This window comes from Streptomyces sp. NPDC047917 (assembly GCF_043204345.1).
Classification (GTDB): Bacteria; Actinomycetota; Actinomycetes; order Streptomycetales; family Streptomycetaceae; genus Streptomyces; species Streptomyces sanglieri.
This window is the reverse complement of the sequence record NZ_JBIDCA010000002.1, coordinates 181,377-204,543: the sequence shown is the minus strand read 5'-3', so window position 1 is coordinate 204,543 and position 23,167 is coordinate 181,377. Positions and strand designations below refer to the sequence as shown.

Annotated in this window: 18 protein-coding genes; 11 read left to right on the top strand and 7 right to left on the bottom strand. The window is 69.8% G+C overall.

The genetic code is table 11. The annotated features are described in order from the left end of the window. Positions 1-31: 31 nt before the first annotated feature. Complete coding sequence (locus ACGF8B_RS04615) at positions 32-1,018, bottom strand: LuxR C-terminal-related transcriptional regulator (RefSeq protein ID WP_392734769.1); 987 nt, start codon at positions 1,016-1,018, stop codon at positions 32-34. 70 nt (positions 1,019-1,088) lie between these two features. On the opposite strand from ACGF8B_RS04615, the gene ACGF8B_RS04610 reads away from it, so the two are divergent. After that, a complete protein-coding gene (locus ACGF8B_RS04610; RefSeq protein ID WP_392734767.1) occupies positions 1,089-2,462 on the top strand; it encodes an MFS transporter in 1,374 nt (457 codons plus the stop codon). A 423-nt stretch (positions 2,463-2,885) separates the two neighbouring features. Next, on the top strand, positions 2,886-4,187 hold the full coding sequence (locus tag ACGF8B_RS04605) for a M18 family aminopeptidase (RefSeq protein ID WP_392734765.1): 1,302 nt from the start codon (positions 2,886-2,888) through the stop codon (positions 4,185-4,187). A gap of 66 nt (positions 4,188-4,253) precedes the next feature. Here ACGF8B_RS04605 and ACGF8B_RS04600 read toward each other — a convergent pair whose 3' ends face one another. After that, positions 4,254-5,783 (bottom strand): ricin-type beta-trefoil lectin domain protein, encoded by a 1,530-nt coding sequence (locus tag ACGF8B_RS04600; RefSeq protein WP_392734762.1) that lies wholly within the window; start codon positions 5,781-5,783, stop codon positions 4,254-4,256. A 106-nt stretch (positions 5,784-5,889) separates the two neighbouring features. Here ACGF8B_RS04600 and ACGF8B_RS04595 point away from each other — a divergent pair, with 106 nt between their 5' ends. From ACGF8B_RS04595 to ACGF8B_RS04580, 4 genes are all read left to right on the top strand, one after another. Further along, the gene (locus tag ACGF8B_RS04595; RefSeq protein WP_392734760.1) at positions 5,890-7,314 is read left to right on the top strand and encodes a class II fumarate hydratase; all 1,425 of its coding nucleotides are present in this window, start codon (positions 5,890-5,892) and stop codon (positions 7,312-7,314) included. Between the two features lie 58 nt (positions 7,315-7,372). Further along, positions 7,373-8,071, top strand: a complete 699-nt coding sequence (locus tag ACGF8B_RS04590; RefSeq protein ID WP_392734758.1) for a DUF402 domain-containing protein — start codon at positions 7,373-7,375, stop codon at positions 8,069-8,071. 371 nt (positions 8,072-8,442) lie between these two features. Continuing rightward, positions 8,443-10,347, top strand: coding sequence for an ATP-binding SpoIIE family protein phosphatase (locus ACGF8B_RS04585; RefSeq protein ID WP_361999652.1), 1,905 nt, complete (start codon positions 8,443-8,445; stop codon positions 10,345-10,347). 159 nt (positions 10,348-10,506) lie between these two features. Then, on the top strand, positions 10,507-11,985 hold the full coding sequence (locus tag ACGF8B_RS04580) for a catalase (protein ID WP_392734756.1): 1,479 nt from the start codon (positions 10,507-10,509) through the stop codon (positions 11,983-11,985). 87 nt (positions 11,986-12,072) lie between these two features. Here ACGF8B_RS04580 and ACGF8B_RS04575 read toward each other — a convergent pair whose 3' ends face one another. Continuing rightward, positions 12,073-14,322: a transglycosylase domain-containing protein gene (locus ACGF8B_RS04575; protein WP_392734754.1), complete on the bottom strand. Its 2,250-nt coding sequence runs from the start codon at positions 14,320-14,322 to the stop codon at positions 12,073-12,075. 221 nt (positions 14,323-14,543) lie between these two features. Between ACGF8B_RS04575 and ACGF8B_RS04570 the strand changes: the two genes are divergently transcribed. The 5 genes from ACGF8B_RS04570 to ACGF8B_RS04550 all read left to right on the top strand — a co-directional run bounded on the left by ACGF8B_RS04570 (position 14,544) and on the right by ACGF8B_RS04550 (position 19,459). Continuing rightward, a complete protein-coding gene (locus ACGF8B_RS04570; RefSeq protein WP_124716642.1) occupies positions 14,544-15,515 on the top strand; it encodes an SPFH domain-containing protein in 972 nt (323 codons plus the stop codon). After that, entirely contained in the window at positions 15,512-15,760 is a 249-nt protein-coding gene (locus ACGF8B_RS04565; protein ID WP_384755176.1) for a hypothetical protein, read from the top strand. Before ACGF8B_RS04570 ends, ACGF8B_RS04565 begins: the two co-directional genes overlap by 4 nt. Positions 15,761-15,843: 83 nt before the next feature. Then, the gene (locus ACGF8B_RS04560; protein WP_384755179.1) at positions 15,844-16,368 is read left to right on the top strand and encodes a PadR family transcriptional regulator; all 525 of its coding nucleotides are present in this window, start codon (positions 15,844-15,846) and stop codon (positions 16,366-16,368) included. Next, on the top strand, positions 16,365-17,051 hold the full coding sequence (locus ACGF8B_RS04555) for an ABC transporter ATP-binding protein (RefSeq protein WP_392734751.1): 687 nt from the start codon (positions 16,365-16,367) through the stop codon (positions 17,049-17,051). Before ACGF8B_RS04560 ends, ACGF8B_RS04555 begins: the two co-directional genes overlap by 4 nt. Further along, positions 17,048-19,459, top strand: coding sequence for an ABC transporter permease (locus ACGF8B_RS04550; RefSeq protein ID WP_392734749.1), 2,412 nt, complete (start codon positions 17,048-17,050; stop codon positions 19,457-19,459). The genes ACGF8B_RS04555 and ACGF8B_RS04550 overlap by 4 nt, the downstream gene beginning before the upstream one ends. Positions 19,460-19,574: 115 nt before the next feature. Here ACGF8B_RS04550 and ACGF8B_RS04545 read toward each other — a convergent pair whose 3' ends face one another. From ACGF8B_RS04545 to ACGF8B_RS04530, 4 genes are all read right to left on the bottom strand, one after another. Beyond that, positions 19,575-20,066 carry a hypothetical protein gene (locus ACGF8B_RS04545; RefSeq protein ID WP_392735472.1) on the bottom strand — a complete coding sequence of 164 codons (492 nt, stop codon included), beginning with the start codon at positions 20,064-20,066 and terminating at the stop codon, positions 19,575-19,577. Between the two features lie 110 nt (positions 20,067-20,176). Then, positions 20,177-21,628: an alpha/beta hydrolase gene (locus ACGF8B_RS04540; protein ID WP_392734748.1), complete on the bottom strand. Its 1,452-nt coding sequence runs from the start codon at positions 21,626-21,628 to the stop codon at positions 20,177-20,179. Then, complete coding sequence (locus tag ACGF8B_RS04535) at positions 21,625-21,840, bottom strand: hypothetical protein (RefSeq protein ID WP_392734746.1); 216 nt, start codon at positions 21,838-21,840, stop codon at positions 21,625-21,627. Before ACGF8B_RS04535 ends, ACGF8B_RS04540 begins: the two co-directional genes overlap by 4 nt. A gap of 327 nt (positions 21,841-22,167) precedes the next feature. Then, positions 22,168-23,127: a hydrogen peroxide-inducible genes activator gene (locus tag ACGF8B_RS04530; RefSeq protein ID WP_392734744.1), complete on the bottom strand. Its 960-nt coding sequence runs from the start codon at positions 23,125-23,127 to the stop codon at positions 22,168-22,170. Between the last annotated feature and the right edge of the window lie 40 nt (positions 23,128-23,167).

Here is a 23,167-nt window from a genome sequence, read left to right as displayed (position 1 = left end):
CGCCCCCGCGGGTCTTCCCGTCCCGCCGTTCTCACGCCTCCAGCAGGCCCGATGTCGCGACCAGATAGCCGAGCTGGGCCCGGCTCTTGCTGCCCAGCTGCTCGGAGACCCTGCGCACGTGTTCCGCGACGCTGCGGCGGCTCATGCCGAGCCGGCGGGCGATCGACTGGTCCGTCTCGCCGCCCACCACCGCCTGAAGGATGGTCCGTTGCAGGTCGGAGGTGACGACCGGGGTGCGCAGTGGCACCCGCTCCGGGCGGACCGGGACCGAGCGGGCCCAGGCCTCGTCGAAGTGCCGGGCCAGGAAGCGGACCAGGGACGGGTGCTGGATGCGCAGCGCGCTGTGCGGCTCGTCGGAGAACGGGACGAACGCCAGGCTCCGGTCGAAGACGATGATCCGGTCGGCGACCTCGGCGAGCGTCCTGACCTCGGCGCCCTCGGTCGTCACCCGCTCTATGTAGGCGAGCGTCGTACGGTCCGAGCGGACCGTGTGCTGGTAGATGGTCCGCTGCCGGATGCCCCGGCGCAGGTTGCGTACGTCCCTGGGCAGCGACTCCTCCAGCACGTGCACGGGGCGGCCGCCGCCCGGGTGGGCGGTGCGGACCTCCTCGCGGCAGCCGGCGACGCCCGCTTCGAGCGCCTTGCCGATGACGGCCTCGCCGGAGAGCCGGGTGAGCGCGGACGGTTCGAGGCGGTGCGCGTCGGCGTACAGGCCCTCGAACACGGTCAGCGCGGCGCGTGCCGAACGCAGTGTGCGGCGCTGCCGGGCGATCGCCGCCTCGATGGGCCCGAGCACATCGAACGAGGCGGTCTCGGGCGGTACGGGGATGAGCCGCCCCGGTGCGTGGCGGTCCTCCACCAGCAGATGCAGGGCGCTCAGGCAGCCGGGCACCTCGTCCGCCGGAAGGCTTCCGTCCGCGAGTGCGCGCCGATAGGCCGCGAGGGCCGGGTCGCAGACGCGGTTCGGCGACGATTCGCGGCAATCACACGCCCGTGGGCCGGAATGATCGTCGTTCACAAGGATGCAGATTACATTCGTGCAATCGCGCGGTCATGGGTGAGCGCAACCGCTCGGTGAATATGGGCCGGTGACGCAGGACATCGAGCAGGCGGACGACCGGCCGGACCGGGCACCGGAGAGCGACGGGGCCGGCCCCGCTCATGGGGAGCGCCGCTATCGATTCCTGATCGCCGGATACGCGTTGTCCTCGTACGGCACTTTCCTGAACATGGTGGCGCTCAATCTGTTCGTCTACGAGACGACGGGCAGGGCGCTCGCGATGGGCCTGTTCATGGCCGTGCGGCTGGCGTCCGGATTTGTCGCGGGACTGTTCGCCGGTGGCCTGCTCGCCCGGTTCGCGGCGAAGCGCGTCATGTTGTGGACGAATGTGGCGCAGGCGGCGGTGATGCTGCTGCTCGTTCTCGCGCCCGAGGGGATGCGGACCGCCGCGCTGATGGCCGTTTCCGTGGTGGTCGGCGGCTGCGGAACGCTTTTCATGGTGTCGTTGCGCAGCTCCATTCCCGAGATGGTCGGCGAAGACCGGCGGTCATGGGCGAACTCCCTTTCCATCAGCGGGCGTTCGCTGGCAATGGTGGCCGGTTTCGCGTCCGCGGGGGTGGTGGTCTCGCTCGTCGGTTACACCGCCGCCTTCGTGGTGGACATGGCCACCTTCGTGGTCTGCGCCGCGACGGTGGCGCTGCTGCCGATCCCGGGCGGGGGCCGGGGAAAGGACGCCCGGCCGGAATCGGAGGGGGATTCCGGCGGGGACAGGGGGAAGGGGCGGACCGGCGGCCGGGGGAAGCCGGGCCGGTGGCGGCGGCCGGGCGCGTTCCTCGCGTCGGCGGCCGCGCCGGGTCTCGGTCTGATGGTGCTGCTGCGGAGTGTGGACGCCTTCGGCTCCTCCTCCCACAACGCCGCGCTGCCGGTCCACTCCGCCGCGCTCGACGCGGATCACCCCGCCGTGTTCGTCAGCGCGTTCTGGTGCCTGTGGGCGCTGGGGAACGTCGCCGCGCAGCAGGTGATCCAGCGGTACGTCGGACGCACCGGGCGGACGGTGGGGGCGCCGGGCTTCGGGTACGGCACCTGTCTGATGTCCGGGGCGTTCATCCTGGCGTTCGCCGGGTTCCCCTGGGCGGCGACCGCCGTGATCGCGCTGGCGGCGGGGGCGGCCGACGGGCTCACGGAGGTCTCGTACACCTCTCATCTGCAGACGCTGCCGGCCGAGCTGCGCGCCCATGCCTTCGGGCTCTCCGCGACCCTGGAGAACCTCGGGTTCGGCGTCGGCATGATCCTGGTCGCCGCGGCCCTCGACAGGTACAGCCCGCTGGCCGTCGTGGGCTGGTCGCACGGGGCGGCCGTCGTGGTCGCCGTGGTGTTCCTGATCAGGGTGTCCGGGGCGCGCGGGCGGGCCGCCGTCCCCGCTGCCCGTTCCGGCGCCGATCACGCCGGGCCGGAACGGTGAGGATTCCCGTACGGCGTTATTCAGCCAATCTCGGAGGGCCCGGCGAGGGGCCGGGCGCCCGACGTGCCGTCCCGCACGCTCCCGGTGCCGGCCCCGGCACGCCCCCGCCCGCCCGGGGGGCCGCCGTCGCGGCGGCGGGTCCGGCACCGCCGCTTTCACGCAGCGGGCCGCGCCGCGGACTTGCGCCGTACCGGCCCGCTTTGGTGGGTTGTCGGACGTTCCTGAACCACTCGGCCGCGCCGGCCCCGGGATACCCGCCCCGAGGACCGGCGGACCGTCGCGGGCCCCGGGCGGTCCCACCGGATCGCCCGGGCGGCCCGGGACCGGCCGCCACACCGTGCCGCACACCGCCCGCCCCGCGTGCGGCGACCCGGCGCGGGCTCCTCCACCCTCAACGTCGAACACCGGAAAGGCGGACGCCCGATGACGCCGCTTCCCCACCGCAGCCACACCGACGACCTGCTGTCCTTCATCAGCACCAGCCCCTCCCCGTACCACGCGGTGGCCAGTGCCGCCCAGCGCCTGGAGAAGGCCGGTTTCCGTGAACTGCGGGACACGGACGACTGGACGGGCACGACCGGCGGCAGTTTCGTCGCCCGAAGTGGTGCGCTGATCGCCTGGTACGTCCCCGAGGGGGCACCGGCACACACCCCCTTCCGGATCATCGGCGCCCACACCGATTCCCCGAACCTCCGGGTCAAACCCACTCCCGACACCTCGTCGGCGGGCTGGCGGCAGATCGGTGTGGAGATCTACGGCGGCGTTCCGCTGAACACCTGGCTCGACCGCGACCTGGGCGTCTCCGGGCGGCTCGCGGTGCGCGGGCCGGGCGGCGCGGTCGCGTCCCGGCTGGTCCAGATCGACGAACCGCTGTTCCGGGTACCCCAGTTGGCCATCCATCTGGACCGTACGGTCAACGAGGCGCTGACGCTCGACCGGCAGCTCCACCTCGCCCCGGTCTGGGCGCTCGGCCCCCGTGCGGAGGGGGCGCTGCTGCGCCGGGTCACGGCGGCCGCCGAGGTGGAACCGGACGAGGTGCTGGGCTGGGACCTGATGCTCCACGACGTCCAACCGCCCGGGTATCTGGGCGCGGAACGGGAGTTCGTGGTGTCGGCGCGGCTGGACAACCTGGTCTCGGTGCACGCGGGGGTCACGGCCCTGACGGGTGCGGCGACCGAGGCCGACGAGCCGGCGTACATCCCGGTGCTGGCCGCCTTCGATCACGAGGAGGTCGGCAGCGGTTCGGCGACGGGTGCGCAGGGGCCGCTGCTGGAGCGGGTCCTGAGCCGCTCGGTCACGGCACGCGGCGGCGCCCCGGAGGACTGGTCGCGCGCCCTGGCCGGGGCCTTCTGCGTCTCCGCCGACATGGCCCACGCGGTGCACCCCAACTACGCGGAGCGGCACGACCCGGACCACCGGCCGCTGCCCAATGGCGGCCCCACGCTCAAGGTCAACGTCAACCAGCGGTACGCCACCGACAGCACCGGCATGGCGGTGTTCGCGTCGGCGTGCGAGCGGGCAGGCGTGCCGTGGCAGCCGTTCGTCTCCAACAACGCGATGCCGTGCGGTACGTCGATCGGCCCGCTCACCGCGGCCCGGCTGGGTGTGGAGACGGTCGACGTGGGGGTGCCGGGGCTGTCCATGCACTCGGCGCGCGAGCTGTGCGGGGTGGACGACCCCGGCCATCTGGCCGCCGCGCTCGGCGCGTTCGTGACCTCCGGCTGACCGGCCGGCGCCGAACGGCCCGGGAGGTGCGGGGCGGCCCCGGCCGCCCCGCACCTCCGCGCTCTGCTACACGAACCGCTGCTGCGCGCTGCCGTCGCAGCTCTGGAGCTTCAGCGGGTCCTTCGCCGCCACCAGCGTCAGGCACAGTCCGGTCGAGGCGGCCGGGCGCAAGGTGCCCGACTGCTTCACGAACTGCTGGTTGGCCGCGCCCGAGCAGTTGTACAGGATGGCCGTGGCACCGGCCTTGTAGTCGGCGCCCGGCACGTCCAGGCACCGGTCGTGGCTCAGCTCGGTACGGAGGGTCTTCGTACCGGCGTCGTACCACCAGCCCTGGTTACGGCCGCCGTGGCAGTCCCAGCCGCCGATCTTCGTGTCGTTGCGGGTCACCGAGCCGGGGACGTCCACGCAGGTGCCGGTCGCCTCGTTCTTCAGGGGCTTGAACGAGTCGTCCCACGCCCCGGACTGCAGAACCGGCTTCCCGGTGCTCGCCGGGTCGGCGCAGCTCGCCTCGCGCAGGTTGGATTCGTAGATCTGGGTCAGGCAGGACGCGAAGGCGCCGTGGCCCCTCTCGTTCGGGTGGAAGGACTGCCGCAGGGAGTTGGAGTCCGGCGGGAAGTGCCCGAGGTCGATGTAGAGACCGCGGGCCCAGGTGGATTCGCTGCACACCTCGTGGCCGTGGAAGAGCCGGGAGTTGTCGAGGTAGACGGCTCCGGTGTCCGCGGCCGCCCTGCGCATGCCGCGCTCGAAGGCGGGGACGGCCACGTTGCGGCCCCAGGCGGCGTCCGAGTCGTACCCGGCGCAGCCGCCGGGAAGCTTCCCGGGGAAGTTCGGGTTGTCGTAGAAGTCCGGGCCGATGGGGCTCGGGTAGCCCATGACCACGAGTTTGTAGTCGCCCGCGCCGTACCCGGCGCCGGACATGACGGACTTCAGGTCGCGCACCGTCTTCTCGACCTTGGGGACGAGTCCGTCGACGCGCGCCTGCCAGCCGCCGTCGTACTTGGGCTCACAGGTGCCCTGGGAGAGGACCCAGCGCGTGACGCAGTCCGTCATGACCGGACCGAACTGGAGGTCGTCGTTGGCACCCGCCACCAGCACGATCATCTTGATGCGGGTGTTGCGGGCCTTGATGGCGAGGTTGTCGCTCTGCACCAGTTCGTCGGAGTACTGCTTGGATCCGCCGATCACGATGTTGCCGGTGTACGCGCCGGAGCAGGAGACGTTGTACGTGACGTCCGCCGGGATGCCGGTGCGGTGGATGGCGGAGTCGGGCGAGCGGTGGCACCAGTTGTCGGGGCCGTTGGTGCCGGCCTCGTACGTGCCGACGCCCTCGCCGGAGATCTCGCTGTCGCCGAGCGAGATCAGCCCGGTCTTGCGGTCGGCGAGCGGCCGCTCGGCCGGGTCGCCGTACAGCTTGGTGGCCTCCGCCGCGCGGATGGCCTCCAGTTCCGGCGACAGGGGGGTGGATGCGGTAGTGCTGGTACCGGACCGGTCCGTCGCGCCGGCCGGTCCGGCGGCCACGGTCATGCCGCCGATCGCCGCCGCCATGGCCGCGGCGGCCGCGACCGTACAGCGAAGTCTGTGCCTGGTGCGCCTCATTGCGCCTCCCCGGGTTGTGGTTACCCCCGGTATTTACTGGTCGGTAGGCGACTTGGGAATAGACAGAACAAGACAAGTGCTCAACTTTTTCAGGAGGTTGAACGAGATGGACGAGTCCCGGACCGGCAGTCGGTCCCCCGTGAACGGTGGAGATTTCCGTATCGAGCACGACTCGATGGGCGAGGTGAGGGTGCCCGCGAAGGCCAGGTGGCGGGCCCAGACGCAGCGCGCGGTGGAGAACTTCCCGGTCTCCGGCCAGCGCCTGGAGCGGTCCCACATCGAGGCCCTGGCCCGGATCAAGGCGGCCGCGGCCAAGGTGAACGCCGAGCTGAAGGTGCTCGACCCGGACATCGCCGCGGCCATCCAGGAGGCCGCCGCCGAGGTGGCCGACGGCCGATGGGACGACCAGTTCCCGGTGGACGTCTTCCAGACCGGGTCGGGCACCTCGTCCAACATGAACACCAATGAGGTGCTGGCCACCCTCGCCACCGAACGGCTGGGCCGCGAGGTCCATCCGAACGACCATGTCAACGCCTCGCAGTCCTCCAACGACGTGTTCCCGTCCTCCATCCACATCGCCGCGACGGCCGCCGTCACCGGCGATCTGATCCCGGCGCTGGACCGGCTGGCGACCGCCCTGGAGCGCAAGTCCGCCGAGTTCGCGACGGTGGTGAAGTCGGGGCGCACGCATCTGATGGACGCCACGCCCGTCACCCTCGGCCAGGAGTTCGGCGGCTACGCGGCACAGGTCAGGTACGGCATCGAACGGCTGCGCGCCTCACTCCCCCGCCTCGCCGAGCTCCCCCTGGGCGGCACGGCCGTCGGCACCGGCATCAACACGCCGCCCGGCTTCTCCGCCGCCGTCATCGCCGAGGTCGCCCGCGCCACCGGGCTGCCGCTGGCGGAGGCCCGCGACCACTTCGAGGCGCAGGGCGCGCGGGACGGACTGGTGGAGACCTCGGGCCAGCTCCGTACCATCGCCGTCTCGCTCACCAAGATCTCCAACGACCTGCGCTGGATGGCGTCCGGCCCCCGCACCGGCCTCGCCGAGATCAACCTCCCCGACCTCCAGCCGGGCTCGTCGATCATGCCCGGAAAGGTGAATCCGGTCGTCCCCGAGGCCGTGCTGATGGTCGCCGCCCAGGTGACGGGCAACGACACGACGGTCGCCACGGCCGGCGCGGCGGGCAACTTCGAGCTGAACGTGATGCTTCCGGTCATCGCGAAGAACTTGCTGGAGTCGGTCCGGCTGCTGGCCAACGTCTCCCGCCTGCTCGCGGACCGCACGGTCGACGGGATCACGGCCAACGCCGAACGGGCCAGGGAGTACGCCGAGTCCTCGCCGTCCGTCGTCACCCCGCTGAACAAGTACATCGGCTACGAGGAGGCCGCGAAGGTCGTCAAGAAGTCCCTCGCGGAGCGCCGGACCATCCGCGAGGTGGTGCTGGACTCGGGATACGTCGAACGGGGCGACCTCACCGTGGAACAGCTCGACGAAGCACTCGACGTACTGCGCATGACCCGCCCCTGAGCTGCCTCGCGGTCCCGGGGCCTCCGGTACGCAGGACCGGAGGCCCTAAGATCCGTCCATGGCAGGTACCGGAGACATCGAGCACTGGGCGCCGGGCGACCAGATCCTGTGGCGCTACCGCCGCAACGGCACGCCCGCCGGGGCCGGGGCGCCCGGGGGCGGGCCGGATCCGTTCCACATCTGCCGTCCCGTCACCGTCGTCCAGGACACCGCCGAACTGCTCGCGGTGTGGGTGGCGCCCGGCACCGAGTGCGTGAAGCCGGTACTGACGAGCGGCCGGGACGTGCATGCCGAGCCGCTCGCCACCCGCTACACCGCCCCGCGCACCACCGCCCGCTCCACCTGGCTGGGAAACGGTGTGCTGAAGCTCGCCCGGCCCGGTGAGCCGTGGTCGGTCTGGCTGTTCTGGGAGCCGGACTGGCAGTTCCACAACTGGTACGTGAATCTGGAGGAACCGCACACCCGCTGGCAGGGCGGCGTCGACTCCGAGGATCACTTTCTCGACATCTCCGTGTACCCGGACCGCAGCTGGATCTGGCGCGACGAGGACGAGTTCGCCATGGCGCAGCGGACCGGTCTGATGGCCCCGGAGACCGCGCGACGGGTGCGGGAGGCGGGCCGGGCGGCCGTCGGGCTGATCGAGGAGTGGGGCGCCCCGTTCCGGGACGGCTGGGAGAACTGGCGGCCCGATCCACAATGGCGAGTTCCCGCGCTTCCGGATGACTGGGACCGTACCCCCTCGCATACGCCGTCGTGAGACCCTTGATGCACCCCAGGGGGACAAACGTAGGATCGTCCTCCGGAGTGCCACGCCGCCCCAACCGGGAGGCTCGGCACCCGACCTGACCACAAGTCATCGCACGAGCACCGCGCACTGCATGAGCTGTACGAGCCACATCAGTCGTATGAATCGTATGAACCACTACGAGGGGGTGGAGACGTGCTCGCTGTTGCCCGCCCCGTCGCCGGAAACGTTGTCACCGGCCAACCCCACAGGCATCCGGTTTCAGCCCCTCGTTCCGGGGCATCCGGTGACAGCCGTTGTTATCGCCGCTCTTGCCGGGGCACAGTAACGCCCCACGAGGTGATTGCCTCATACAACCGGCCCGGACGGACGGAACCCCACGCGTGACGGAGCACCCCACCTCCCACGAAGGCCGGCAGCCTCTAGCCGCCCGGTCGCAGGAACGCACCCGGCCGCGGCAGCAGGACGCCGCGCCGGCCGTTTCCCCTGCCACCGCCGCGATCCCCGGCCCCGCCGCGGCTCCGGGGCCGGCAGCCGGTCCCGCAGGACTCGATCCACAGGCCGCGGCCCGTCGCGAGGGCGACCGGCTGCGTTTCGTCGGGGCCGCCACCCGGCGGATCGCCCGCGGCATAGACCTGGACGAGATCGTGCTGGGTCTGTGCCGGGCCAGTGTGCCGACGTTCTCCGACGCCATACTGGTCTACCTCCGCGACCCGCTCCCGGTCGGTGACGAGCGGCCGGTCTCCCCCTTCGTGCTGCGGCTGCGCCGGTCCGACCGGCTGCGGCTCAGCGAGGAGGAGACGGACAGCTCGTCGGAGACCGAGCGGCTGCGGCTGCCCGTCATCGATCCGCACGGCGATCTGACGCCCGCGGCCGAGCTGTGCGAGGTCCGCTCCGGCGGCGCGCTGGCCGAGGTGCTGCGCGGGGTGCGGCCGGTCTTCGGGGACTCCGCGGCGGCCCGCGCCGCGCTGCCCGAGCTGCTCGGCGCCGGCCGGACCGTCCCCACCGGACACCGCGCGATCCTCGCCCCGCTGCGCGGACGGCGACGGGTGATCGGTGCCGCCGTCTTCCTGCGCGGGACGGAGCGGCCGCCGTTCGAGTCCAACGACCTGCTGGTCGCCGCCCAGCTGGCGACGCACACCGCGCTCGGCATCGACAAGGCCGTGCTGTACGGGCGCGAGGCGTACATCGCCGACGAGCTCCAGCGCACCATGCTGCCCGACTCGCTGCCGCAGCCGACCGGTGTCCGGCTCGCCTCCCGCTATCTGCCGGCCGCCGAGACGGCCCGGGTCGGCGGCGACTGGTACGACGCGATCCCGCTGCCCGGCAGCCGGGTCGCCCTGGTCGTCGGTGACGTCATGGGCCACTCCATGACCTCCGCGGCGATCATGGGCCAGCTGCGCACCACCGCGCAGACCCTCGCCGGGCTCGACCTGCCGCCGCAGGAGGTGCTGCACCACCTCGACGAGCAGGCCCAGCGGCTCGGCAGCGACCGCATGGCGACCTGCCTGTACGCGGTGTACGACCCGGTCGCGCACCGGATCACCATCGCCAACGCCGGGCATCCGCCGCCCGTCCTTCTCCATCTGGGCGGCCGCGCCGAGGTGCTGCGGGTGCCGCCCGGGGCCCCCATCGGGGTCGGCGGGGTGGACTTCGAGGCCGTCGAGCTGGACGCGCCCGCGGGCGCCACGCTGCTGCTGTACACCGACGGCCTGGTCGAATCCCGGCTCCGGGACGTGTGGACCGGGATCGAGCAGCTGCGCGAACGGCTCGCCGCCACCGCCCGGCTGACCGGCCCGGACCACTCGCCGCCGCTGGAGGCGCTCTGCGACGACGTGCTGGACATGCTCGGTCCTGGCGACCGGGACGACGACATCGCGCTGCTCGCCGCCCGGTTCGACGGGATCGCGCCGAGCGATGTCGCGTACTGGCACCTGGAACCGGAGGAGACCGCGCCGGGCCGGGCCCGCAGGCTGGCCCGCAGGGCGCTCAGCCGCTGGGGGCTCGACGATCTCTCCGACTCGGTCGAGCTGCTGGTCAGCGAGGTGGTGACCAATGCGGTGCGTTACGCGGAGCGGCCGGTGACGCTGCGGCTGCTGCGCACCGACATCCTGCGCTGCGAGGTCGGCGACGACTCCCCGCAGCTGCCCCGGCAGCGCCGGGCCCGTGACATGGACGAGGGCGGGCGTGGCCTGTTCCTGGTGAACCGGCTGGCCAGGCGGTGGGGGGCGACGCGCCTCTCGACCGGCAAGGTGGTCTGGTTCGAGATGCCGTCCCGGGGCCAGTAGCCGGACCGGCGAAGGGGACGGCGAACGGGTACGGAGCGGGCGCGGGGCAGAGCCCTGTACGCAGGGTAGCGAAATGTTGCCGACCTCCTGTCGGCGGGTTTGACTTCAGTCGTGAACGAGACGGCCTGACCGAAAACCCCCACCGACGGGAGGACGCTCGTGTCCGAGGAATCGCATACCCCCAAGACTCAGAACACCCCGTACACCACGAACAACGCCGGAATCCCGGTGGAGAGCGATGAACACTCGCTCACTGTCGGAGCCGACGGACCGATCCTGCTCCAGGACCACTACCTCATCGAGAAGATGGCCCAGTTCAACCGTGAACGGGTCCCCGAACGGGTGGTTCACGCCAAGGGGTCCGGCGCGTACGGCACCTTCAAGGTGACCAATGACGTCAGCCAGTTCACCAAGGCCGACATGTTCCAGCCGGGCAAGCAGACCGCCATGCTGGCCCGCTTCTCCACCGTCGCCGGTGAGCAGGGCTCCCCCGACACCTGGCGGGACCCCCGCGGATTCGCTCTGAAGTTCTACACCGAGCACGGCAACTACGACATGGTCGGCAACAACACGCCGGTCTTCTTCGTGCGTGACCCGATGAAGTTCCAGGACTTCATCCGTTCGCAGAAGCGGCGCCCGGACTGCGCGGTGCGCGACCACGACATGCAGTGGGACTTCTGGACCCTGTCCCCCGAGTCCGCGCACATGGTGACGTGGCTGATGGGCGACCGGGGCATCCCGAAGACCTACCGCCACATGAACGGCTACAGCTCGCACACCTATATGTGGGTGAACGCGGGCGGCGAGCGGTTCTGGGTGAAGTACCGCTTCAAGACCGACCAGGGCATCGACTACTACACGCAGGACGAGGCCGACCGGATGGCCGGTGTGGACGGCGACGTCCACCGCCGCGACCTGTTCGAGGCGATCGAGCGCGGTGACCACCCGAGCTGGACGCTGTACATCCAGGTCATGCCGTTCGAGGACGCACCGGACTACCGGTTCAACCCGTTCGATCTGACGAAGGTGTGGCCGCACGGCGACTACCCGGAGATCGAGGTCGGCCGGATGACGCTGAACGAGAACCCGGAGGACTTCTTCGTCCACATCGAGCAGGCGTCCTTCGAGCCGTCGAACCTGGTGCCCGGCATCGGTCCGTCGCCCGACAAGATGCTGCTCGGCCGGCTCTTCTCGTACCCCGACACCCACCGGTACCGGATCGGCCCGAACTACGCGCAACTGCCCCCGAACCGCCCCCGGTTCGGCCGTAACTCGTACGCGAAGGACGGGCCCATGCGGTACGAGCCGTCCCGTACCGGAGCGGTCTACGCGCCGAACTCGTACGGCGGTCCGGCCGCCGACACCGCGCGCTACGGCGACCCGGCGGGCTGGGCGACGGCCGGCGAGATGGTCCACGAGGCGTACAAGCTGCACAGCGAGGACGACGACTGGGGCCAGGCCGGCACGATGGTACGCAAGGTCCTGGACGACGCCGCCCGCGACCGGATGGTGTCGAACATTTCCGGCCATCTCCTCGACGGGGTGAGCGCCCCGGTCCTGGAGCGCGCGCTGCAGTACTGGCGCAACGTGGACAAGGACCTCGGCGACCGGATCGCCAAGAAGGTCAACGGCGGCTGACACCGCCGGTGCGTACGGGAATGGGCTCAGGGGCGGTGCCGGCCGGCACCGCCCCTGAGCCCTTGCGCACACCGCCCGCTCAGACGCTCAGCGCGCCGGAGGGGCGTTGTCCGCGATGTTGTTCTCGTTGCCGTCCCCCGGCTTGCCGGGAACCCCGCCGCCCGGTGGCTCCGGGGACTGGCTCGTCGGCACGTCCGGCGACTGGGACGTCGACGGAACGTCCGGCGACTGGGAGGTCGACGGCACGTCGGGCGACCGGGTGGCGCTCTGCGAGGGCTTGTCCGGCGACTTGGACGGGGTGGTGTCGGTACTCGCCGTCTCCGAGGGGGTCGTCGTCGGCGAGGTCGGCACGGTGACCTCGCCGCGCTCGACGTCCTCCAGGTCGAACTGCGCGGTGGACCCGCCGCCCAGCGCGCCGAGGGTGTAGTCCGCCCAGATCTCCGCCGGGAAGCCGCCACCGTTGGCCCGGCCGGAGTTGGCGGTGCCGGTCAGGCTGACCTGGCCGCCGCCCTCCTTGGGCGATTCGCCGAAGAGCGCGACGACGGTGGTGAGCTCCGGGGTGTAGGCCGCGAACCAGGCCGACTTGTTGTTCTCCGACGTACCCGTCTTGCCGGCCGCCTCGTACGCCGAGGTGTTGGCCGCCCGGCCGGAGCCCGCGTCCACCACACCGGTCAGGACGGAGGTCACGGTGTCGGCGGACTTGCGGCTGATCACCTGGCTGCCGATGCCCTCGACCGGTTCGACCGTCCGCTCACGGTGCTTGGCCGACTTCACGATGAAGGGGGTGACCTTCTTGCCGTGGTTGTCGAGCGTGGCGTACGCGCCCGCCATGTCCCAGGTGGAGGCGTTCATGGTGCCGAGCGTGATGGCGGGGCGCTCGGGGAAGTTCTTGTCCGGTACGCCGAGAGCCAGGGCGGTCTTCTTCACCGCGGGCGGACCGACGTCGACGACCATCTGCGCGAAGGCCGAGTTGATCGACGCGTTCATCGCCTTCTGCACGGTGACGCTGCCGTAGCTCCGGTTGTCCTCGTTCTCCGGGGCGAACGGGGTGTCGCTGCCCACCACGGGCCGCTTGCTGGTGCCGTCGTAGCGGGTGTTGACGCCGATCAGGTCGCCGTCCTGGGTCTTCGACCCGTTCTCCAGCGCGGAGGCGAGCACCAGGGGCTTGAAGGTGGAGGCGGGCTGGTAGTCCTGACGCGTGGCGTTCGAGTAGTAGTGCTTGGTGTAGCCCACCCCGCCGTACATCGCGACGACGGCGCCGGTCTTCGGGTCGACGGAGGTGGCACCGGCCTGGACGGTCGCGTCGACCTTGTTGTTCTTGCGGTCCAGCTTGGACTCCAGCTGGCGGTCGACGGACTGCTCCAGCTGCTTCTGCCGCTTCTTGTCGATGTTGAGCGTGAAGGTCCAGCCGCCGGCCTGCCGCATCTCCGCGGTGATGCCCTGCTTGTCCAGCTCCTTGTTGGCCGCCTCGACGAGGTAACCGGTCTGGCCCTCCATGCCCTTGGCGGGCTTGGGCTTGTCCGGGTACGGGAAGGTGAGCTTGTCGCGCTCGGCCTGGTCGAGCCAGTGCATCTCGACCATGTTGTCGAGCGTGTAGGCCCAGCGGTCCTTGACCAGCTTCTTGCCGGTTTCACTCGCGGTCGCCCAGTCGTACTGGCTGGGGGCCTGGAGCACGGAGGCCAGGTAGGCGCCCTGGTTGACGCTGAGGTCCTTGGCATCGACCCCGTAGTAGGCCTGTGCGGCGGCCTGGATGCCGCTCGCGCCCCGCCCGTAGTAGCTGGTGTTGATGTACCCGGCGAGGATGTAGTCCTTGCCCTTCTTGTTCTCGATCTTGAGCGAGATCACCAGTTCCTTGAGCTTCCGGCTGATCGTCGGGTCCTGCGTCAGGTAGTAGTTCTTGACGTACTGCTGGGTGATGGTCGAGCCGCCCTGCTTGCCCTTGCCGCTGAGGGTGTTGATCAGGCCGCGCGCGGTGCCCTTCAGGTCGACGCCCTTGTCGTCGTAGAACGACTTGTTCTCGGCGGCGACGAAGGTGTGCTGCACCTCTTTGGGCACCTCTGCCAGGTCCACGATCTGGCGGTTGACCCCCTGGCCGGTCCGGGTCAGCAGTGTCCCGTCGCTGTACTGGTAGACGTTGCTCTGCCGCTCGGCCAGGGCGTTGGCCTTCGGGATGTCCACGTACATGTAGAGCGCGACGAAGGCGCCCATGATCAGCAGGCAGAGTCCGAAGAAGGCGCCCAGCATCTTCTTCCAGGTGAAGAGTCTGCGTATGCCGCCGCTCTTCGCGGCCCGCCGCGCTCCGCGCCGCTGCGCTCGTCGCGCATCCGCTCGACCCATCGCTGTGTTGCTCCCGTTTCTCTGCTCGACCAGACAGCTCAGCCCAGCCAGCTAACACCTTCGGCAAGGACAAAAAGCGAGCGTTGCGGTCTTTTACGGACGTGACAATCAGCACCCGCTCTTAAGGGAACCGACTCATGAAGGGTGCCCAAGGTTGCGAACGCAGGTAATGTGTAATCACATTGCTAGCACCGAGCCAGTCTTTCGAAACGGGGGATCCCATGTCCGACCATGACAATCCGCGCGCCGCGACCACCCTTGCCGCAGACCTCACACCCGACGCACCGCAGATGCCCGAACCGCAGGTGAGAGAGGTGACGGCGCACAGCATTCCCGGCGGTCTCGGCCTGCTGCTGACCGTGGTCGGTGTGATAGCCGGCATCGGCCTCGCGATCATCGGGGGCGTCGTCGGCTCGAACGGCAACAACGGACTGGGCATCCCGGTCTGCATCTTCGGGGTGCTGCTCGTCATCGTCTCGTTCTTCTGCATGACGGGTGTGAAGATGGTCGCACCGGGCGAGGCCCGGGTGATCCAGCTCTTCGGCCGTTACGTAGGCACGATCCGCACCGACGGGCTCCGCTGGATCAACCCGCTCACCAGCAGCCGGAAGATCTCCACCCGGGTCCGCAACCACGAGACCGCGGTCCTCAAGGTCAACGACGCCTACGGCAACCCGATCGAGCTCGCCGCGATCGTCGTCTGGAAGGTCGAGGACACCGCGCAGGCGCTCTTCGAGGTCGACGACTTCCTGGAGTTCGTCGCCACCCAGACCGAGGCGGCCGTCCGGCACATCGCGATCGAGTACCCGTACGACGCCCACGACGAGGGCGGCCTCTCGCTGCGCGGCAACGCCGAGGAGATCACCGAGAAGCTGGCCGTGGAGCTCACCGCCCGGGTGCAGGCCGCCGGTGTGCGGATCATCGAGTCCCGCTTCAGCCACCTCGCGTACGCCCCCGAGATCGCCTCCGCGATGCTCCAGCGCCAGCAGGCCGGCGCGGTGGTCGCGGCCCGGCAGCAGATCGTCGAGGGCGCGGTCGGCATGGTCGAGATGGCACTCACCCGGATCGCCGAGCAGGACATCGTCGAGCTCGACGCGGAGCGCAAGGCGTCCATGGTCAGCAATCTGATGGTGGTGCTGTGCGGTGACCGAGCGGCGCAGCCGGTCCTGAACACGGGCACTCTTTACCAGTGACCGAACAGACTCCGCCGGCCCGCAGGACCCCGCCGCAGCGCAAGCAGATGCTGCTGCGGCTGGATCCCGCGGTGCACGACGCGCTGGCCCGCTGGGCCTCCGACGAGTTGCGCAGCGCGAACGCCCAGATCGAGTTCCTGCTGCGCAGGGCGCTGGCGGAGGCCGGCCGGCTGCCCGGCTCGGCGGGTCCGATCCCCCGCCGGGGAAGGCCCCCCAAGAACGCGCCGGGCCCGCCCGGCGCCTGAGGTCCAGGGTTGCGGAGGCCGGGGCCGCGGGAGCGGAGCCCCGGTATACACCGCAGGTATACACGCCGTGTACAGTGCTCGGCATGTCAATCGGTCACACCCTGCTCGGACTCCTGGAGTCCGGCCCCCGCCACGGCTACGACCTCAAGCGCGCGTTCGACGAGAAGTTCGGCCACGACCGCCCCCTGCACTACGGACAGGTCTACTCGACCATGTCCCGACTGCTCAAGAACGGCCTCGTCGAGGTCGACGGCGTCGAGAGCGGCGGCGGACCGGAGCGCAAGCGGTACGCCATCACCGAGGCCGGGATCACCGATGTCGGCGCCTGGCTCGCGCAGCCGGAGAAGCCCGAGCCATACCTCCAGTCGACGCTCTACACCAAGGTCGTACTGGCCCTGCTCACCGGCCGCAGCGCCGAAACCCTGCTGGACACCCAGCGCACCGAGCACCTGCGCCTGATGCGCATCCTCACCGACCGCAAGCGCAAGGGCGACCTCGCCGATCAGCTGATCTGCGACCACGCCCTCTTCCACCTCGAAGCCGATCTCCGCTGGCTGGAACTGACCGCCGCCCGGCTCGACCGGCTCGCCGCGGAGGTGGGCGCATGATTCCCGCCGGCTCCCTGCTCAGCGCCGACGGCCTGCACAAGGCGTACGGCCGGACGCCCGCGCTCGACGGCGCGTCCTTCTCCATCCACCCCGGCGAGGTCGTCGCCGTGATGGGCCCCTCCGGCTCGGGCAAGTCGACCCTGCTGCACTGCCTCGCCGGCATCGTCACCCCCGACCGGGGCACGATCACCTACGCGGGCCGCGAGCTCTCCGCGATGTCGGACGCCGAGCGCAGCGCCCTGCGCCGTACCGAGTTCGGCTTCGTCTTCCAGTTCGGCCAGCTCGTCCCGGAGCTGACCTGCGTGGAGAACGTCGCCCTGCCGATCCGCCTGGCCGGCGCCAAGCGCAAGGAGGCCGAGCGCACCGCCCGCCACTGGCTGGAGCGCCTGGAGGTCGAGGACGTCGGCGCGAAGCGTCCCGGCGAGGTCTCCGGCGGGCAGGGGCAGCGCGTCGCCGTGGCCCGCGCGCTGGCCGCCTCGCCCAAGGTGATCTTCGCCGACGAGCCGACCGGCGCCCTGGACTCCCTCAACGGCGAACGGGTCATGGAGCTGCTCACCGAGGCGGCCCGGTCCGCCAACGTCGCCGTGGTCCTGGTGACCCACGAGGCCCGGGTCGCCGCGTACTCCGACCGTGACGTCACCGTGCGCGACGGCCGGACCCGCGACCTGGAGCACACCGCATGACCCTGCTCGACCGCAAGAAGGCACCGGCCACGGCACCGGCCACGGCCCCGTTCCGGCCCACCGGACCCACCGGCGTCGCCGCCTGGTTCCGTGACCTCGGCCTCGGCATCCGGCTCGCCGCGGGCGGCGGACGCGAGGGCTGGATCCGCACCACGCTGACCGCCGTCGGCGTCGGCCTCGGTGTGGCACTGCTGCTGACCGCCTCCTCCGTACCGCATCTGCTCACGGAGCGTTCCGTGCGCGACCAGGCCCGCGTCGAGAGCCGCATCCCCGGCGGACCCGACGCACAGGCCGAGAAGTCCGACACCTCGGTGCTCCGGATCAACATGGAGACCGAGTACCACGGCCGCGTCGTCGACGGCTATCTGATGCGTGCGGACGGCACGCACCCGGTCGTCCCGCCGGGCGTCGCACGCTTCCCCGGCGCGGACGAGATGACGGTCTCCCCCGCGCTGAAGAAGCTGCTGGACTCCCCGGAGGGCCGCCTCCTCAAGGAGCGGGTGCCGTACCGGATCACCGGCACGATCGCCGACTCCGGCCTGGTCTCGCCCGGGGACCTGCTCTACTACGCGGGCAGCGACACTCTGACGTCCGCCGACGGAGGTCACCGGATCGTCGCCTACGGCAACCCGGAGGGCGGCAAGGAGATGCCGCCCGTCCTGATCGTGCTGATCATCATGATCTGCGTGGTACTGCTGGTGCCGGTCGCGATCTTCATCGCGACGGCGGTGCGGTTCGGCGGCGACCGTCGCGACCGCAGGCTCGCCGCGCTGCGCCTGGTCGGCACGGACATCCGGATGACCCGCCGGATCGCGGCCGGCGAGGCGCTGTTCGGGGCGGTTCTCGGCCTGCTGATCGGTGGGGCGCTCTTCCTGGTGGGGCGCGGCTTCGTCGGTCACATCGAGGTCTGGGACGTGAGCGTCTTCCCGTCCGACCTGGTGCCCTCCGCCGCGCTGACGGCACTGGTCGTCCTCTCCGTCCCGGCGGCGGCGGTGCTGGTCACGCTGGCCGCCCTGCGCTCGGTGGTGATCGAACCGCTCGGCGTCGTACGGGGCGGCCGCAGCCGCAGGCGCCGGTTCTGGTGGCGGCTGCTGATGCCGGTCGCGGGCCTGGTGGTGCTCCTGCTGAGCGACAAGGTGGAGCCGTACTCCACGGTCAACCCGTACCCGATCGCGGGCGGTGCCGTGCTGGTCCTGGTAGGGCTCGCGCTGCTGCTGCCGTGGCTGGTCGAGGCATGCGTGAACCGGCTGCACGGCGGTCCGGTGCCCTGGCAGCTGGCCACCCGCAGGCTCCAGCTGAGCAGCAGCGCGGCCTCCCGCGCGGTCAGCGGGATCACCGTCGCGGTCGCGGGCGCGGTGGCGCTGCAGATGCTGTTCGCCGCGGTGGGCGACGAGTTCAACACGTTGACCGGACAGGACCCCTCGCGGGCCCAGTTCTACACGTTCTCCGAGAAGGTCGACCCGGAGGCGGCCGCCCGGACCGTCAAGGAGTTCAAGGCCACCAAGGGAGTGACGGCCGTCATCGGCAAGGTCGAGGTGTACGTCTCCCGGCCCGGCAAGTACCCCGAGGACGAGGTCCAGCCGACCACCAGTCTCATCGTCGGCGACTGCGCGACCCTGCGCGAGATGGCCCGGATCGACTCCTGCACGGACGGCGACACCTTTGTGGTCCACCCCAGGAACGACAAGGAGTTGTCCCGCTGGGTGGACCAGACGGCCCGCAAGGGCAAGGAGGTCGAGATCGACCCGGGCGGCGGACGGAAGTCGATGCGGTGGACGCTGCCCGCCGACTCCCGGACGGTCGTCGCCCGCCATGATCCGCTGGGCGAGGACTCCTGGGGAATCATGGCCACCACCGGCGCGGTCGACCCGAGCAAGCTGCCGGGCGCGACGACCCAGACACAGATCCGGGTCGACGAGAGCGTCACGGATGTCGCGGAGTACGTACGGAACACTGCGGCCCGGATCGATCCCGGGATGCGGGTGGCGTCCCTCAAGTCGGTGGCCCGTGACGAGAAGTACGCCAGTGTGCAGCGCGGCCTCCAGGTCGGCGCGACCATGACGCTGCTGCTGATCGCGGCCGCGATGCTGGTCTCGCAACTGGAGCAGCTGCGCGAACGCAAGCGCCTGCTCTCGGTGCTGGTCGCCTTCGGCACCCGGCGCTCCACCCTCGCCTGGTCGGTGCTCTGGCAGACCGCCGTGCCGGTGGTCATCGGGCTGTTGGTGGCCGTGGCGGGCGGACTCGGTCTGGGCGCGGCACTGATCGCCATGCTCGGCAAGAAGGTCACCGACTGGTGGCTGTTCCTGCCGATGACCGGCGCGGGCGCGGCACTGATCCTGCTGGTCACCCTGGTGTCGCTGCCACCACTGTGGCGCATGATGCGCCCGGACGGCCTGCGCACGGAGTGACGTGGACGGAGCAGTGGTGAAGGGGGCGCGGTTCGTCAGGGGCCGCGCCCCCCGCGCCTTGAGTCGGCGCTGGTCGTGCGCTCGTACCAGGCTTGCGACGACCTTGCCGTCGGCTTCAGCTCGGAGAACTCGAAGGGGCCGGCTTGTCGGACGACCAGAAGTCGGAGTGCACGTTGGGAGTGGGCACTTCCTTCCCCCGGTAGTCAGTGCCCTTCCCCGGAGTGGACGGCTGTGCCACCTTCGACTTGTCCACGCAAGCCGTTTGAACCTTCAGGAAGAACTGCCCCTTGTACCCGACGGTCAAATCCATCCTCAATACACCGTCACCGGCATCGGCAATGATGGTAGGGAACTCCTCATCGGGGTAAACCTTGGTGATTGTGTAACCCGACTTCCTCCATGTCCGCTCGATGATTCCGAGAAGCGAACCCTTGCGTTCCTCGGAGACCTGGGTCATGACCACAGCCCGGCGTGTGACATCCCCGAGTTCTGGGGCGCCGGTGCACATTCCACTATCGGATTGATCGTGCGTCCACTCCAGGGGAGGGCGCACAGAAGACAGCGTGTCGCCGATGAGGCTGTCAGCCTTGTCCGCAGCCTGCTGCATGTTCACGCTGGAACTCCTTTGGGAAGCAGGGGAATTATTGCTGCCACTCCCGCAGCCAGTTACGAAAGCCATGGCAAGCACAAGGACGGCGATGCGATTGGATACGTACTTCACCGCGGGGCCTCTTCAGTAATCAAGTCTGAATGTCCGGCGACGATCAAAGCGAGATTGTCTGCCGCTGACGGGTTCCTGTCCACGTCGAAATAGCCAGAATGCGCGGGAGTTGGCCCTTGGCCCGAAAGCCAGAACGGGAGTGGGCCGTCACCACTCTCCATTCTCGTGGCCCCGAACTCCTTACTCGTCGGGTCCGTACCGAACCACAGATCATCACTTCCCGTTACGACTGCCCCCAAGATCCCTCGGCTGACAAGATCCTTCATACTGGGTAGCCTCGACACGGGATCGTTGTCAGCGGAAGCGGCGAACACGTGCCCCTTGCCGACGTTCAGTTCCGAAGCGTTGTCGGCCCCGGTACCCGGACTGCCCAGCAGAATGATGTCGTCAACGCCTGGGATACCGCCGCCCTGCCGGGCCGCGGTACCTACCGTGAGCGATCCGTAGGAGTGGCCAATCGCTGTGACGTGCGGGTTCTCGTGTTCGTTGGTCGCCTGGATGCCGTCCATGAATGAGTTGTAGGCAGGAGCGCCATTGTTCGCGTCGGTCGTCGACGTGACGTCCATGAAGCCCGGCGCGTCGTATCCCAGCCAGACGATGGAGGCGCTGGACGAGTCGTACTTCTGGGCACGCGTCGCGGTCTGCATGGCCCTGCGCACGGTGTCGTCCGCGAAGTCCGCGTCGAGAGCCGTACCGAGGCCCGGCACGTACGAGGACACGTTCCTGGCTGTGTCGGGGTTTCCGTAGCTGACAATGGCACGACCTTTCCCCTCTGTACCGATTCCAAGCAGGTACATGGGTGGGACTGAATTCTCAGACAGCTTGGTCTGAATACCCTTCAGTCCCGCGAGTTTGTCCTGTGCGCCGTCGGCCGTCTGACCTTCGAGGCTGGCGATCACCAAGGGGAGGTTCGCGCGGTTCGCTTCGTCGCGCGCCGCAGCCGGGATGCCGTCGAGGTACCCGATCACGTCGGGGAAGGATGTGATGTACTCCTGGCGCTCTTCTTTACTCAGGTGGTCCCACCATTCCTTGCGCTCGGCCGGTGACTTGTCCAGCACTTGATCTGCCAGATACTCACGGGCCGCGCTTCCAACGGCAGTAACATCCCCCGCCACGTTCGCCCAGGTCTTCCTGTCAACCGTGAGACCAGGCGCGGCCTTGAGGTCCCGAAGAGCCGAACTGTATCGCTCATCGATTTCGCGGGCCTTACTCAGGGCATGAGCGATACGGTCGGCCACGTCCTGGGCCTTGGCTCGGTGAGGATTGAGAATCCCCGGCTGCGGGGCATTCGGCCCCAGAGCAGGGTCGTACATGCCGTTACTGTCGCGGTACAGGCCGGGGTTTCCAGCGCCGATCAAACCGTTGTTGCCCATCACGGAGCCACCCGGTATCGCGTCACCAGTCAACGTGTCCTTGCCGCCGGCCGGGTAGTCGATGCTGCCGTTCACGTTGAGCTTGTAGCCCAGGGAGGCCACATCGTCGAGAGCATCACGCAGTCGGCGCTGCGGGCGGTGAGTTCGGTGGCCAGGCCATCGAGTGCGCCTCGGATCAGGCCCGCCTCGGTCTGAATGTAGTGGTAGTTCTCGCTAAGACGCTTCAGCCGCTTGACGGCCGATTCCGCCGACTCGCTTTCCTGCGTCTTGGTGAGCTTGCCGCTCATGTCACCATCGACACGCTCGCGCGACATCAGCACGACGCATCAACGCAGCCGAGCGCATGGGGTGACTCACAGTCATGCGAATTCAAACCTGAAACGTCCACACTTGGGAGGTTTAGCAGGTAACTTGGCTTGAAGTATCGCCCACTATTGACTGCTCGGGACGACCACCATGCCTCCCGGGGCTTCCCGGCCCTGTGCCGCTGTTCACGAAGGCGCACCCTGCTCGGGCTCGATCGGCCATTCGGGCGGAAGACCTTCACCTACACCTCAAACAGGTCCCGCGGGAACGACAGGCCCCCTTGGGCCACGCCCGACCCGCCCCAAGGGCTAAGCCCCGTCCGCCACCCGTACCGGCAGCGCCCGCATCGCCTCCCGCAGCGCCGCCGCGAACTCCTCGAACTCCTCGTGTCGCGCCGCCCCGGTCCGCATCCCCAGCGCCACCCGCCTCGACGGGGCCGGCTCCGCGAAGTACCCGGTGGCCAGGGCCTCGTTGCGGCCGGTCTCCACCGTCACCGCGGTGCGCGGCAGCAGCGTCACGCCGAGCCCGCCGGCGACCAGCTGGACCAGTGTGGAGAGCCCGGCCGCGGTCGTGGTGACCGGCGCGCCCTCCGTGCGTCCCGCCTCCCGGCAGATGTCCAGGGCCTGGTCGCGCAGGCAGTGTCCCTCGTCGAGCAGTAGCAGCGGCAGCTCGCGCAGCGCCTCGCGCGGGATGTCGGCGCGCCCGCCCAGCCAGTGGTCCTGCTCCATCACGAGCACGAAGTCCTCGTCGAAGAGCGGGAGTTCGGTCACCCCCGGCACCCCGAGCGGCACGGCGAGCAGCAGCAGGTCCAGCCGCCCCGCGGCCAGCCCCTCCAGCAGTGAGGAGGTCTGCTCCTCGTGCACCTGGAGGTCGAGTTCCGGGTAGCGCTCGTGGACCAGCCGCAGCACCGTCGGCAGCAGATACGGGGCGACGGTCGGGATCACGCCGAGCCTGAGCACCCCGGTGAACGGCGCCCGGACCGCCTCGGCCTCCTCCATCAGCTCGCCGACGGCCTCCAGCACCGCCCGCGCCCGCACCGCGAGCCGCTCCCCGGCCGGCGAGAGCAGCACCTTGCGGGTCGTACGCTCGATGAGCTGGACACCCAGTGCCTCCTCCAGCGCCGAGACGGCCCCGGACAGCGCCGGCTGACTCATCCCAATTGCTGCCGCGGCGTCCCTGAAGTGCAGATGTTCGGCGACGGCCACGAAGGCGCGAAGCTGCGACAAGCTGGGTTGTTTGGGCCGACCGCCCTGATTGCCCTGGGCCACTGATAGGCACCTCCGATCATCACGGCCAAGTGTAGCTATT

What these genes read in the sequence shown, in the direction of transcription:
- ACGF8B_RS04605 (WP_392734765.1), top strand. Translation starts at nt 2,886, where the DNA reads ATGACGCCGCTTCCCCACCGCAGCCACACCGACGACCTGCTGTCCTTC.
- ACGF8B_RS04600 (WP_392734762.1), bottom strand. Translation starts at nt 5,783, where the DNA reads ATGAGGCGCACCAGGCACAGACTTCGCTGTACGGTCGCGGCCGCCGCG.
- ACGF8B_RS04595 (WP_392734760.1), top strand. Translation starts at nt 5,890, where the DNA reads ATGGACGAGTCCCGGACCGGCAGTCGGTCCCCCGTGAACGGTGGAGAT.
- ACGF8B_RS04590 (WP_392734758.1), top strand. Translation starts at nt 7,373, where the DNA reads ATGGCAGGTACCGGAGACATCGAGCACTGGGCGCCGGGCGACCAGATC.
- ACGF8B_RS04575 (WP_392734754.1), bottom strand. Translation starts at nt 14,322, where the DNA reads ATGGGTCGAGCGGATGCGCGACGAGCGCAGCGGCGCGGAGCGCGGCGG.
- ACGF8B_RS04570 (WP_124716642.1), top strand. Translation starts at nt 14,544, where the DNA reads ATGTCCGACCATGACAATCCGCGCGCCGCGACCACCCTTGCCGCAGAC.
- ACGF8B_RS04560 (WP_384755179.1), top strand. Translation starts at nt 15,844, where the DNA reads ATGTCAATCGGTCACACCCTGCTCGGACTCCTGGAGTCCGGCCCCCGC.
- ACGF8B_RS04555 (WP_392734751.1), top strand. Translation starts at nt 16,365, where the DNA reads ATGATTCCCGCCGGCTCCCTGCTCAGCGCCGACGGCCTGCACAAGGCG.
- ACGF8B_RS04550 (WP_392734749.1), top strand. Translation starts at nt 17,048, where the DNA reads ATGACCCTGCTCGACCGCAAGAAGGCACCGGCCACGGCACCGGCCACG.
- ACGF8B_RS04545 (WP_392735472.1), bottom strand. Translation starts at nt 20,066, where the DNA reads ATGCAGCAGGCTGCGGACAAGGCTGACAGCCTCATCGGCGACACGCTG.
- ACGF8B_RS04535 (WP_392734746.1), bottom strand. Translation starts at nt 21,840, where the DNA reads ATGAGCGGCAAGCTCACCAAGACGCAGGAAAGCGAGTCGGCGGAATCG.